We start from the raw sequence: 13,216 nt of genomic DNA, 5'->3' as shown, positions 1-13,216 counted from the left end.
TCGCCGTTGGCTGGATATCCAGATACCCGTAAACGAAAACGCCCCAGCGCAGGGCCAGGGCGTTCTCGTCTGTCAGGTCAGCCAGGCATCAGAATTCCTGCCAATCCCCGTCGGCCAGTTCGGTGGCCATCGGGCGACCACCCGTCGTGCGCCGGGCCGGCGGTGCGACCGGTGCTGGGGCGACCGGCGCCGTGGCTCGCGGGGCCGGGGCAGCGGTGACGCGCGGGGCGGCCACGACCTCGGCTTCGTCCACCACGAAGATCGACACGGCCTCGCTGAGGTGGCCGGCCTGTTCTTCCATCGCACGCGCGGCGGCGGTGGCTTCCTCCACCAGCGCGGCATTCTGCTGGGTGGTTTCGTCCATCTGCACCACGGTCTGGTTGACCTGCTCGATGCCGGCCGACTGTTCCTGTGAGGCGGCGGAGATTTCGGCCATGATGTCGGTCACGCGCTGCACCGAGGCGACGATCTCGCCCATGGTGGCGCCAGCCTTGTGCACCAGTGCCGAGCCGTCGTTGACCTTGCCGACCGAATCGTCGATCAGTCCCTTGATCTCCTTGGCCGCGGCGGCCGAGCGCTGGGCGAGGGTGCGCACCTCGCTGGCGACCACGGCGAAGCCACGGCCCTGTTCACCGGCACGTGCGGCTTCCACTGCAGCGTTCAGCGCCAGGATGTTGGTCTGGAAGGCGATGCCGTCGATGACCGAGATGATCTCGGCGATCTTCTTCGACGAGGCTTCGATGGCCGACATGGTGGTGACCACCTGGCCGACCACTTCACCGCCCTGCGAGGCGACGCCATGCGCGCCGATGGCGAGTTGGTTGGCCTGGCGGGCGTGCTCGGCGTTCTGGCGCACGGTGGAAGTCAGTTCCTCCATCGAGGCAGCGGTTTCTTCCAGGTTGGCAGCCTGCTGTTCGGTACGGCGCGACAGGTCGCTGTTGCCCGAGGCGATCTCGCCGGCGGCCGAGCTGATCGCACGGCTGGACTGCTTGATGCGGGTGACAATTTCGCTCAGCTGCGCGGCGGTGGCGTTGGCGTCGTCACGCATGCGGGCGAACACGCCCTGGTAGTCGCCATGCATGCGCACGGTCAGGTCGCCCTGCGACAGCGCGGCGAGCAGGCCGGAGATCTGTTCGATGCTGCCGGCGTTGGCGTCCAGCAGGCCGTTGATCTGCTGGGCCAGCTGCAGGAAGAAGCCTTCCTTGTCGCTGGCGTCGATGCGGCCGGAGAGGTCGCCAGCGGCGGCCTGGGCTATCACCCGGGCCACTTCGGCTTCCACCTGCGCTTCCTGGGTGCGGTCGCGCCATTCCACCACGTAGCCGACGGTGTCACCGCCTTCATTGCGGATGGTCGAAACCACCTGGGCGAACTGGGCATCGCCGTACTGCATCGGGCGACGGGCCACGCCATGCGCCTTCAGGTTGCTCAGCAGGGTCTGGTCCATCTCGCCGCGATGCTCCAGTACGGTGACCGGCTTGCCGATCAGCGACGCCTGGGCGTCGAAGTCTGGCAGGTCGCGGCGCACCTCGTCCTGGTACTGGGTCAGGGTCTGCTGCAGGGCGCGGTTGCTGTAGACGATGGTGTTGCTGGTATCGGTCAGGTACACGCCGGTGGAGCTGTAATCCAGCGCGGTACGGATGCGCAGGTTCTCGCGGGCGACGGCCTGGTCGGTTTCGATGCGCTCGCGCAGGTCGCGCTGCATGCGCTGCATGGCCTGCATCAGCTCGCCCACTTCATCCTGGCGGCTGACATCGATGTGGCCATCGAGCTTGCCGCCGGCCACGTCGTTGGCAACCGACACGGCACCGCGCACGCTGCCGACCAGGGCGCGGGCGAAAAGCCAGACCAGCACCAGCCCAAGTGCGGCGCCGCCCAGCAGAGCGATCACGGTCAGCACGGCCGAGGCGGAATAGGTGGATTCCGCTTCTTCGCGCGAAGCACGGGCGAGGCGATTGTCTTCGGCAATGAGGGCTTCCAGCGCCGCGGCCGCCTTGCGGTGCTTGGTGCGGGTTTCACCCACGAAGGTATCGATGGCGTCGTCCGGCAGGTCCAGTTCCAGCATCTCGGTGACGCTGTCATAGGAGGCCAGGGCGTCCTTCCATTCCTTGGCGAAGGTGTCGAACAGCTTCTTCTGCTGTGCATTGTCGACCAGCTTCGGATAGTCCTTGATGGACGCGTCCATGCTGGTGCGCAGGTCGCCGGCCTGCTTGCGTGCGTCGGACTTGACCTCGTCGCTGGCGCGGATCAGCTGCTGGTAGGCGGCGTTGCGGTATTCGCCCAGCATGCCGCGCATCTCGCCGGCCATGCGGATGCTCTCCATGCGTGAACCGGCCAGCTCGGTGGTGACATTGTTCAGCGAGTGGAGGCCGCGATAGGCGACGATGCCCTGCAGCAGCATCACCAGCAGGAGGACGCCGAAGGTCAACAGCAGCTTCGGCATCAGTTTCAGGTTGTTGATCCACGGCATGGGCGTTGCGATCTCCTAAGGCAGACGCGTCCGGGCATCGGGCCCGGTTGCAGCAGAAACCACGCCGGCACAACGTCCGGCGTGGTCCGACGGACAGCGGATTACTTGATGTTGGCCAGCTTCAGGCCGGCCGGCGAGCTGACTTCGATTTCGGCGCGCGAAGCGTCGCGCTGGATCTTGCCGATCACGCACACGGTCTTGCCTTCCAGGGTTTCCAGCGGGAAGGAGAACTTGCCGCGGTTCTCGCCGGCGATGCGCGCCGAGAAGGTGTGGCGCGGGAAGGCGCCGCCCATGTACAGGAAGGTCGGCTGGCCTTCGGAACCTTCTGCGTAGCGGGCCTTTTCAACCTTGCCGCAGACCATGCCGTCCTTGCCGACCGAGCGCGGGGCCAGTTCCGGCGGGATCATGTCGGCCGACTGGGCGAACGCGGCGGAAGCGGTGGTGGCCAGGACAGCGGCCGAAACGAACGCAAGCAGGGACTTCATCGAGGTGTATCTCCGGGGATGGTGATGGTCGTTCCGGTTCTGCGCGCTCCTGCGCGACCGGCTTCTGTCCCCCTATCGGCATTGCCGGAGGGAACTGAAGGGTTTTGTGACCAGAACGTGAAGCAGGTCCGTTCGATCAGGCGGCGGCGTCTTCAACGACGTTGGCCTGGCCCATGTCGGCGCTGTCCAGCAGGGTCTCGATGTCGAGCAGGATCAGCATGCGGTCGTCCTGGGTGCCGATGCCGGAGATGAAGCGGGTATCGACGGCGGCGCCGAATTCCGGGGTCGGGCGGATCTGCTCGGCCGACAGCGGGATCACGTCCGAGACGCTGTCGACCACGATGCCGACCACGCGGTCTTCCACGTTCAGCACGATCATCACGGTGAAGGCATCGTAGCGGGCATTGTCCAGGCGCAGCTTCAGGCGCAGGTCGATGACCGGCACGATGGTGCCGCGCAGGTTGATCACGCCCTTGATGTAGTCCGGGGCATCCGGCACGCGGGTGACCGCATCGTAGCCACGGATTTCCTGCACCTTGAGGATGTCCACGCCGTAGTGCTCGGCGCCGAGGGTGAAGCTGAGGAATTCGCCACCGGCGCTGGCGGCGGAGCTGGTCTTGTCGTTCATCGAGGGGTCCTGGTTCTGCCGGAAGTCCCGGTGTCAGGCTCGGTATCGGCCCCTCGTCGGGGGACTTTAGGTGCCGGGGAAGCATCCACGCATGGCGTGGATCCGCCGGCGATCGGTAGTGCCGGCCAGCGGCAGGCACTACCCCATTGAACGTGCCCTACAGCTCGCCGTTGCGGCGTGCCTTGCGCTGGCGGTCGATGCGGAAAATGTAGCGCTGGATGGCGCTGTCGCCACCACGCGGCAGGCTTTCGAAGCGCATGCCCACGCGCTTGATCTCGATGCCATTGGGTTGGCGCTGCGGCAGCAGGTTGCAGACGACCAGCTCGATCTCCAGGTCGGGGCCGTCGGGCAGCGACAGCATCGCCGGGTAGCGCTTCTGCAGGCTGAACACCGCGCAGTCGGTAGGTACGGCCACCGCCAGGCCGCCGCCGCTGATGTCCACCACCCGCATCGACAGCGCTTCGGCACGGCTCTCGCCGGCGGGGATCAGCAGCTGGGGCGAATCGGTGACTGGCGTCTCCAGCCGGTACATCTCACGTCGTTGCAGATGGACCAGTTCAATCGGCAGAGGGGCACGGAAGGCGACGTGGCCGTCGTTGTCCACACGCTGCAGTGCCTGCAGGCGGAACCGTACCAGCACGCGTTCGAGCTGGGCAAAGCACAGCAGATGGTCGGCCTGTTCGGCGGCGCGGTTGGACGCCTCCTGCGGGCTGCCATCGAGCAGCAGGGTGTCGTCGTCCTCGTCGAGTTCAAGCAGCGCGGTCGGGAACGAGCGGTCGCGGCCGTCGATATGCGCATTGATCAGTGATCGCTGGTCGATCAACGATCGCAGCAGCTGCCGCAGCTGGCGCGGATTACGGACCAGGAAACGTTCGTCAGCGGCATCAGCCGCGTGGACATCATGCACTGCAGTGTCGTTGCCGTCGGACATGGAATCTACGGTCAGGGGCGGGCGCCAGCACGCGTTGGCGCGAGGCTCGATGGGGATATCGGCCACTGCGCCGGATTATGAAGTGAGAATTGCATCACTTTCCATGCGTCAGGGGTCGGATCCCTTTCCCGAAGGAAAGGGATCCGACCCCGGGTACATCAGAACTCCTGCCAGTCGCCGTCTGCGGCCAGCGCCGGCTGGGCCGTCGCGGTGTGCAGCGTACGCGCCGGGACCGGCTTTGCGGCCGGTGCGGCGGCTGCGACCTGGCGCGGTACCGGTGCCGCCAGTGGGCGTGCCGGGATGGCCGTCGTGCCCTGTGATGCCAGCCGGAAGCGGGCCACGGCTTCACCGAGCTGCACGGCCTGGTCTTCCATTGCACGTGCGGCAGCGGTGGCTTCTTCCACCAGCGCAGCATTCTGCTGGGTGGTCTCGTCCATCTGCACCACGGTCTGGTTGACCTGCTCGATGCCGGCACTCTGTTCCTGCGACGCTGCGGAGATCTCGGCCATGATGTCGGTCACGCGCTGCACCGAGGCAACGATCTCGCCCATGGTGCTGCCGGCCTGGTGCACCAGGCTGGAGCCTTCGGCGACCTTGCCGACCGAATCATCAATCAGGCCCTTGATCTCCTTGGCGGCAGCGGCCGAGCGCTGGGCGAGGGTGCGCACTTCGCTGGCGACCACGGCGAAGCCACGGCCCTGTTCACCTGCGCGGGCAGCTTCCACTGCAGCATTCAACGCCAGGATGTTGGTCTGGAAGGCGATGCCGTCGATGACCGAGATGATCTCGGCGATCTTCTTCGACGAGGCTTCGATGGCCGACATGGTGGTGACCACCTGGCCGACCACTTCACCGCCCTGCGAGGCGACGCCATGTGCACCGATCGCGAGCTGGTTGGCCTGGCGGGCGTGTTCGGCGTTCTGGCGCACGGTGGAGGTCAGTTCCTCCATCGAGGCAGCGGTTTCTTCCAGGTTGGCGGCCTGCTGTTCGGTGCGGCGCGACAGGTCGCTGTTGCCCGAGGCGATCTCGCCCGCAGCCAGGGTGATACTGCTGGCGCTGGCCTGGATCTGTCCGACGATCTGGGTCAGCTGCGCAACGGTGGTGTTGGCGTCATCACGCATGCGCGCGAACACGCCATTGAACTGGCCGTCCATGCGTGCGGTCAGGTCGCCGGCAGCGATGGACTGCAGCAGCTGCGAGAGCTGGCCGAGGTTGCCGTCGGCCACCTGCATCATGCTGTTGAGCTGCTCGATCATCAGGCGGAAATCGTGATTGAAACGCTGCGCGTCACCGCGCTGGCTGAAGTCGCCGGCGGCGGCGGCCGAGGCCAGCTGCTGGATCTGCGTGTTGATGGCCAGCAGGCTGGCCTTGGCCGCATCCATCGATTCGTGGAGGATCGCGCGGCTGCCCGGCAGGCGGCGTGCGTCCGGGGTGAGGTTGCCGGTGGCGTACTGGTTGAGCACGTCGATGGCATCGCGGATCGCGTCGAGATGTTCGAAGATGACCGTATTGATACCGCTGGCCAGCTGCCCGTAGACGCCCGGGAAGTCTTCCGGAATGCGATGGCTGATGTCCGGACCGGCGTGCATCTGCGCCATCAGCTGGGTCTGCTCGGAGAAGCGGCGCAGCATCGCGGTCATTTCAGCGGTGGCTGCGAGCATGCGGCCCGCCTCGTCCTTGCCGGTGCTCTGGGTGGTGACGCTGAGGTCGCCGCGTGCGACGGCCTGGATGGCGTTCACCGCTTTGCCGAGCGGGCCGACCACGGCGCGCGAGATGACGACCGCCAGGGTTGCAGCGACCACAACCAGCAGTACGACAGCGGCAATGATGGCCAGCATGCTGTTGCGATGGGTGGCATTGGCGTTGTCGATCTTGCCCTGCATCAGCGAGCTGCTGTACGCACCCAGCGCCTTGAGGTCTTCAAAGGCCTTGCGGCGCAGCGGACGCGACTGGTCGTCGGAGATCTGCCGTGCGACCACGCCATCGCCGGCCGTGGCCGCTTCGCGCAGCTTGGCATTGGCTGCGAAGTAGCCATCGATGTCGGTCTGCACGGCGCGGTAGAGCTCGCGCTCCTTGGCGCCGGCCGGCAGCCTGGCGTACGCGGCCAGCTGTTCGCGCACGACGGCGGCGGTGTCGTCCATGCGCTTGTTGTAGTCGGCTACCTTCTCGGGCTGGTCCAGCATGCTCAGCTGGGCCAGCTCATAGGTACGGAACTCACCCAGCTGCGAGCGCACTTCGCCGAGGTACTGCACGGACGGAATATCGTTGGAGGCCATGGCGCTCAGCTGCGCGTTGGCCTCGGACAGGCGGACCAGGGCGAAGGCCCCCAGTACGACGGTCATCAGGGTGGTGAGGGTGAACCCCACGGCCAGCTTGCGGGCGATGGGCAGATCGTGGAACCACTTCATGCAGGGTGCTCCAGGTGGGCAGGGCGCCGGCGTCGTTGCGCCGGCTGGGGGTGGTTGCAGAGCGAACGGTGGTGCCCGGTGGGGGTTCGGTGACGGCCGTCAAAGCGAAATAGCGGCGCAGTGCGGATGGACTTTATGGACGCAGATCACATTCGCTTGCGTAGGGATGACGGCGCGAAAGTCCCGCCGTGGCGGGGCTTTCGCTTGCGTGACGTGGTTGCCCGCGAAACCGCTGCGTTGACGGAGTTCACGGAATGCAGGGCGCTGTGGGTTGCGGTCAGATCCCTTTGCTCAGGAGAGGGATCTGCCCCTCTGGCAGGGCGCGTGCAAACGAAAACCGCCGCCCCGAAGGGCGGCGGTGCAGTACACGCATGCAGCGTGGATCAGGCGGCCTGCGGCATCCGCAGCGAGCGCACCAGGCCGCCGATGTCGACGATCAGGGCCACGCGGCCATCGCCGAGGATGGTGGCGCCGGACACCCCGCCGATGCGGCGGTAGTTGTTCTCGATGTTCTTCACCACCACCTGCTGCTGGCCAACCAGCTCGTCCACTTCCAGCGCGATCTTCTGGCCATCGCCTTCGACCACCACCACCAGCGACTCGCTGCCCGGAGCACGGTTGCCGTAGCCGTAGTACTCGCTCAGCGACAGGATCGGCAGGTACTCACCGCGCACGCGCAGCACACGGCCTTCGCCGGCCATGCTGCGGATGTCCTCGGCCTGCGGCTGCAGGGCTTCCAGAACGTAGGCCAGCGGCAGGATCAGCGTCTCACCCGCGACCGCTACGGTCATGCCATCGAGGATGGCCAGGGTCAGCGGAAGGCGGATCAGCGTACGGGTGCCGACGCCGAGGCTGCTTTCGATCTGCACCTCGCCACCCAGCGCCTGGATGTTGCGGCGGACCACGTCCATGCCGACGCCACGGCCGGACAGGTCGGTGACCGCATCGGCGGTGGAGAAGCCCGGCTGGAAGATCAGGTCCCAGACCTGCGAATCGGTCGGGTTGTCCGGTACCGCCAGGCCGCGTTCATGCGCCTTGGCCAGGATCTTGCTGCGATCCAGGCCGCGGCCGTCGTCGCTCACTTCGATGACGATGTGCCCGCCCTGGTGCGATGCGGCCAGGGTGATCGTACCGGTTTCGTCCTTGCCCGCGCCGCGACGCACGTCGGGCATTTCCAGGCCGTGGTCGATCGAATTGCGCACCAGATGCACCAGCGGATCGGCGATCTTCTCGATCAGGCCCTTGTCCAGCTCGGTGCCTTCGCCGACGGTGCGCAGGCGCACCTGCTTGCCGAGGCGGCTGGACAGATCGCGGACCAGGCGCGGGAAGCGGCGGAACACCGCATCGACCGGCAGCATGCGCACGCCGATCACCGCTTCCTGCAGGTCGCGGGTGTTGCGTTCCAGCTGGTCCAGGCCAGCGAACAGGCTCTCGGCGTGCACCGGGTCCAGTGCGTGCGAGACCTGCTTGAGCATGGCCTGGGTGATGACCAGTTCGCCGACCAGGTTGATCAGCGCATCGACTTTGTCGACGCTGACGCGGATCGAGGTTTCGGCTTCCTGGCCGCCGCCGCTGCTGGCAGTGGCGGTGGGTGCCGCCGGTACAGCAGCAGCCGGTGTGGAAGGGGCGGGTACAGCAGGTGCCTCGGTGGCCAGGCTCGGCGGTGCGGCTGGACGGATATCCAGTTCGCAGTCGTCCAGTACCCAGGCGAAGGTGTCTTCGATCTTGCTTCGCGGCACCTTGCCCACCAGGCCCAGGTCCCATGCGAGGTGGGCCTCGAGCGGGTCGAGCTGGGCGAAGCCCGGCAGGCGTTCCATGCGCGCGGCGACCTGCAGCGAACCGAGGTGTTCCAGTTCGCGGATGATGCGCAGCGGGTCATTGCCGCTCATGAACAGCGACGGTGCGGGCGTGAACCCGATCTGCCAAGCTTCCGGCGTGTCGTCCACCTTGGTTGCGGCAGCGGCCGGGGCACTCGCTGCGGCCTGGCCGGAGAGCACCGCTTCCAGGCGCGCTTTGACAGCGGCGACAGCGGCGGGGTCGGCTGCCTGGCCATGCTCGGCTTCGCGCAGCAGGGCGCGCAGCACGTCCACCGAGGACAGCATGGCGTCGACGGCGTGGCCTTCCAATGCGCGCTTGCCGGCGCGCAGTTCATCGAGCAGCGTTTCCAGCACGTGGGTCAGGCCGGCGATGGCGTCGAAGCCGAAGGTGCCGGCGCCGCCCTTGATGGAGTGGGCGGCGCGGAACACCGAATTGATGATCTCCGCGTCCTGCTGCCCCGATTCCAGGGCCAGCAGGCCAGCCTCCATCGCGTCGAGGCCTTCGCGGCTCTCCTCGAAGAAGGTGGCGTGGAAGCGTTGCAGGTCCATGCTCATGGCAGTGGTGGTCCGGAAGCGAAGAGGGGGAGCGGTGGTGGGCGATCAGCCCAGCACTTTCTGCACGGTGGCGACCAGCTGTTCGGGATTGAACGGCTTGACCAGCCAGCCGGTCGCACCGGCGGCCTTGCCTTCGGACTTCTTGTCGGCGGCCGATTCGGTAGTCAGCATCAACAGCGGGGTGAACTTGTAGTCCGGCAGCTGGCGCAGTTCGCGGATCAGCGCGATGCCGTCCATGTTCGGCATGTTGACGTCGGTGACCACCGCATTGAAGCGCTGGCCCTTGGCGCGACCGAGCGCGACCGCGCCGTCTTCGGCTTCTTCGACGGCAAAGCCGGCCGAGGTGAGGGCGAAGGAAACCATCTGGCGCATCGACGCCGAATCGTCCACCACCAAGATACGTGCGCTCATGCAGCGTTCTCCACAGATTTCAGGTTGTCATGGGTTACGTCCAGGCCCAAGGCCTGGGTGACGCCCAGCAGGCGCGCAGCGTCACGGAAGGTTGCAGTGCAACCGTGGAAGCCGGTGCCCAGGCCTGCCTCGCGGCGGGCCTGCACGAACGCACACAGCACCTGCACGGCGGCCGTGTGGATGCGGGCGACCTGGCTTGCATCCAGGGTCAGCTCGCCTGCCTGCGCCACCAGTGGGGCCAGGCGGTTCTTGAGCTCGGTGGTGCTCTCGATGCCGAGATCCCCACCCAGTTCGACAGTGCTCATCGTTGCTCCGGACAAACGGTTCCGTGATCCATAACGGCACCCCGGCAGGGTTCTTTAGGGGAATCGACGCGGTGCGTCGATGCGGTGTTGTTCGGGGACGGGAGATGCCAATGCTGCGCATCGGCACCTGCCGTCCCCACTGCGTAGTCGCCGTTGCTGATGGAGGCGGATGCGACTTAATCCCCTCCGTCCCTTTTTTCCGCTCAGCTCAACAGCCGCGTGGCATCCAGCAGGATCATTGGGCGCTGGCTGACCCGGGCGACGCCACGGAACAGGTCGTTGGAGATCTGGCAGATGCGCGCGGTATCCGGCGGTTCGATCTGTGAATCGGTGAGGTTGGCGACATCTTCCACCGCCGACACGCGCAGGCCGATGGTCTCGCCGTCTTCTTCCAGCACCACGATGCGGGTCTGTGCGTCATCCTCGGCGGCGGCGGCGCCCAGATGCAGGCCGAGGTCCATCACCGGCACCACCTGGCCACGCAGGTTCATGATGCCGAGCATGGCGGCTGCGGTGCCGCGCAATGGCAACAGTGGAACCGGCAGTACCACCTCCTGCACCTTCAGCAGTTCCAGCGCATAGGCCTGGGCGCCACAGCGCAGGCGCAGCCAGCGCGAGGTGCGCTCACCGGCGCGTCGGTTCTGCGGATGCGGACTGCTGGCGGGCCGATGTGCCTGTGCCTGCAGTTCCTGCCAGCTGTTCGGACGGTTGCCTGCTGGCGCGTCCACGGCCGCGCGCGGTGGCGGCGCGGCATCGGTGCGTGCCGCTGGAGCGGGTGCTGCGACTACGGCCGGTGGTGGCGCAGGAACGTCCTCGCCGCCGGCAGCGGCATCGAACGCGGCCTGCAGGCCGGGGCTGTCGGTGTGGGCGAGGCGATGGCTGTCGGCCGTATCGGTCTCGTAGATCACTTCGTCGGGCAGATCGTCCCAGGTGGGTTCCGGGCCTGCCTTGGCGGCGGCCGGAGCAGGGGGCGTCTCGTGGATCACCTCGTCAGGCAGGTCATCCCAGGTCGGTTCGCGCTCGGGAGCGGCGACAGGCGTTGCGGCGACCTCGAAAGCGGCTTCCAGCGCTGCGTTGTCCTCTGCCGGGGCAGCAGCAACAATCTCCGTTTCGTAGATCACTTCGGCCGGCAGGTCGTCCCAGGTCGGCTCGCGCTCGGGCGCGCCAGCAGCGGCCTCGAATGCAGCTTCCAGCGCAGCGTCGTCCTCAATCGGTGTGGTGGCCGCGGTGTCGGTCTCGTAGATCACTTCGGCCGGAAGATCGTCCCAGGTCGGCTCGCGTTCGGCGTCCGCTGCAATCGCCGGGCACGCTTCGTCGCTGGCCGGCGGCGGTGCAGACGGTGGCGCCACGGCAATCGCTTCGCCCAGCAGTTCGTCCAGATAATCGTCCAGTACGCCGGTGCTGTTCATGCGGCCTGCTCCAGGGCGCGGGCATCCTCGCCGAGGATCCAGTTCAGCGCGCGGCGGTACGCAGCCAGGCCGCGGCCCGGGTAGTCCTCACCAACGCTTGGCAGGGTCAGGCCGGCGGCGTTGCTGATGCGGGTGTCGATCGGAATGGCGTCTTCCCACACCCGGGTGCCGTGACGATCCTGCATCGTGCGCAGCGACTCGTTGCCGGCGCGGGTGCGGCGGTCGAACAGGGTCGGCAGGATCGAGATCGGCAGAGGGCGGCGGCGCGAGCGCTCGACCATCTCGCCGGTGCGGACCATGCCGTCCAGGCCATGCAGGGCCAGTGGCTCGGCCTGGGTCGGGATGATCAGGCGGTCGGCGGCGGCCAGGGCGTTGATCATCAGCAGGCCGAGGGTCGGGGCGCAGTCCAGCAGGATGTAGTCGTGCTGGCCGTTGTGGCGTGCCAGCGCGTTCTGCAGGGCCAGGCCGAGGCCGGGCTGGTTGGCGCTGCGGCGCTCCAGCGTGGCCAGCGCCGACTGCGCACAGACGAAGTCCAGGCCATGGATGCTGCTGGCATGGCACAGGCTGGAGAGATCGGCCGGTGGTGCGCCGAACAGTTCCAGCACGCCCGCCGGCGGCGGATCCACCGGCACGCCGAAGGCGCGGCTGAGCGAGGCGTGCGGATCGAGGTCGATCAGCAGCACGCGATGGCCAAGCGCGGCCAGGCCGCGGCCGAGAGCGAGGGTGGTGGTGGTCTTGCCGACTCCGCCCTTCTGGTTGGCGACTGCCCAGATGCGCATCGGTTTACTCCTTCATTGCCGGGGGAACGGCGGCGCCGACGCGGCTGCCAGCCGGCACCGGTGGCAACGTCACCGGTGCGATGGGGGAAGTGTGGGGGGGGGCCGGCGTTGCGGCGGCGTGTGCGGTGGTGCTGCTGTCGGCGGCGCCGGTGGCTGCGTTCAGGCGCTGGCCGAGCGGGTCCACCGAATGCGAGGTGTCGGCCAGGATGATGACCATCACCCGTCGGTTGCGGTTGCGGCCCTGCGCACTGTCGTTTTCCTCACGCGGGCGGAACTGGCCATAGCCGACCATCGCCAGCCGCGACGGCTGCACGCCTTGGTCGGCGAACAGGTGCACCACGCTGGCTGCGCGTCCGGCCGACAGCTCCCAGTTGGAGGGGAAGGTGGCGGTGGCGATCGGCACGTTGTCCGTATGACCTTCCACGCGCACACTGTTGGGTACGTCGCGCAGCACATCGGCCAGGCTGGCCAGGGTCTGCCGGGCGTGCACGTCCAGTGCCGCCGAGCCGGTCGGGAACAGGATGTCGCTGTTGATCTCGACTTCGATCCACAGCTCGGTGCGGCGCACGCTGATCATGCCGCGGTCGATCAGTGGCGCCAACGCCGCAGTGAGGCGATCGGCAATGCTGTTGAGCTGGCGCTCGGCGCGCGCGATCTGCTCCTGGTTGTGCACCGAGACCGGCATGCGCATCTGCGATGCCATCGACGGCAGCAGGGTCGGGTCGTGCGACGGCGCCGGTGCGGAGGGGCCGATCTTGGTGCCGGACTTGATCACTGACGGGCTGTCCCAGCCCCCGCCCTGTACCTGCTTGTTGCCGACCTGCACCGGATTGATGGTGCGCGGCGCACCACCGAAGGCGTCGGTGAGCGCGTCGGCCATGATCCGGTACTTGCCCTCGTTGACCGATGAGATTGCGTACATGACCACGAAGAAGGCGAGCAGCAACGTCATCAGATCGGCATAGGGGATCGCCCATGCTTCATGGTTGGCGTGCTCTTCGTGGTGCTTGCGGCGTGCCAT

11 protein-coding genes are annotated in these 13,216 nt (G+C 67.2%); all 11 read right to left on the bottom strand.

The genetic code is table 11. From position 1 onward, the window contains the following. Positions 1–88 precede the first annotated feature (88 nt). The 11 genes from D7Y61_RS09195 to motD all read right to left on the bottom strand — a co-directional run bounded on the left by D7Y61_RS09195 (position 89) and on the right by motD (position 13,216). Positions 89–2,467, bottom strand: a complete 2,379-nt coding sequence (locus tag D7Y61_RS09195; RefSeq protein ID WP_180865994.1) for a methyl-accepting chemotaxis protein — start codon at positions 2,465–2,467, stop codon at positions 89–91. 101 nt (positions 2,468–2,568) lie between these two features. Then, positions 2,569–2,952 carry a hypothetical protein gene (locus D7Y61_RS09190; RefSeq protein WP_010482470.1) on the bottom strand — a complete coding sequence of 128 codons (384 nt, stop codon included), beginning with the start codon at positions 2,950–2,952 and terminating at the stop codon, positions 2,569–2,571. Positions 2,953–3,088: 136 nt separating this feature from the next. Next, positions 3,089–3,580, bottom strand: coding sequence for a chemotaxis protein CheW (locus D7Y61_RS09185; protein ID WP_180865993.1), 492 nt, complete (start codon positions 3,578–3,580; stop codon positions 3,089–3,091). Between the two features lie 157 nt (positions 3,581–3,737). Beyond that, positions 3,738–4,511, bottom strand: coding sequence for a flagellar brake protein (locus tag D7Y61_RS09180; RefSeq protein WP_180865992.1), 774 nt, complete (start codon positions 4,509–4,511; stop codon positions 3,738–3,740). A 158-nt stretch (positions 4,512–4,669) separates the two neighbouring features. Beyond that, positions 4,670–6,919 (bottom strand): methyl-accepting chemotaxis protein, encoded by a 2,250-nt coding sequence (locus D7Y61_RS09175; RefSeq protein ID WP_180865991.1) that lies wholly within the window; start codon positions 6,917–6,919, stop codon positions 4,670–4,672. Between the two features lie 383 nt (positions 6,920–7,302). Then, on the bottom strand, positions 7,303–9,291 hold the full coding sequence (locus D7Y61_RS09170) for a chemotaxis protein CheA (RefSeq protein ID WP_180865990.1): 1,989 nt from the start codon (positions 9,289–9,291) through the stop codon (positions 7,303–7,305). Between the two features lie 45 nt (positions 9,292–9,336). Continuing rightward, a complete protein-coding gene (locus D7Y61_RS09165) occupies positions 9,337–9,702 on the bottom strand; it encodes a response regulator (protein WP_005409521.1) in 366 nt (121 codons plus the stop codon). After that, positions 9,699–10,007 (bottom strand): STAS domain-containing protein, encoded by a 309-nt coding sequence (locus tag D7Y61_RS09160; protein WP_014037092.1) that lies wholly within the window; start codon positions 10,005–10,007, stop codon positions 9,699–9,701. The genes D7Y61_RS09165 and D7Y61_RS09160 overlap by 4 nt, the downstream gene beginning before the upstream one ends. A gap of 203 nt (positions 10,008–10,210) precedes the next feature. After that, entirely contained in the window at positions 10,211–11,416 is a 1,206-nt protein-coding gene (locus tag D7Y61_RS09155) for a chemotaxis protein CheW (RefSeq protein WP_180865989.1), read from the bottom strand. Further along, the gene (locus tag D7Y61_RS09150) at positions 11,413–12,195 is read right to left on the bottom strand and encodes a ParA family protein (RefSeq protein ID WP_180865988.1); all 783 of its coding nucleotides are present in this window, start codon (positions 12,193–12,195) and stop codon (positions 11,413–11,415) included. The genes D7Y61_RS09155 and D7Y61_RS09150 overlap by 4 nt, the downstream gene beginning before the upstream one ends. 4 nt (positions 12,196–12,199) lie before the next feature. After that, entirely contained in the window at positions 12,200–13,216 is a 1,017-nt protein-coding gene (gene motD / locus D7Y61_RS09145; RefSeq protein WP_180865987.1) for a flagellar motor protein MotD, read from the bottom strand.

Origin of the sequence: Stenotrophomonas maltophilia, from assembly GCF_013464485.1 — a bacterium.
GTDB lineage: Bacteria > Pseudomonadota > Gammaproteobacteria > Xanthomonadales > Xanthomonadaceae > Stenotrophomonas > Stenotrophomonas maltophilia_AW.
Note: the sequence above shows the minus strand (reverse complement) of the source record. Positions and strands in the feature narration are given on the sequence as shown.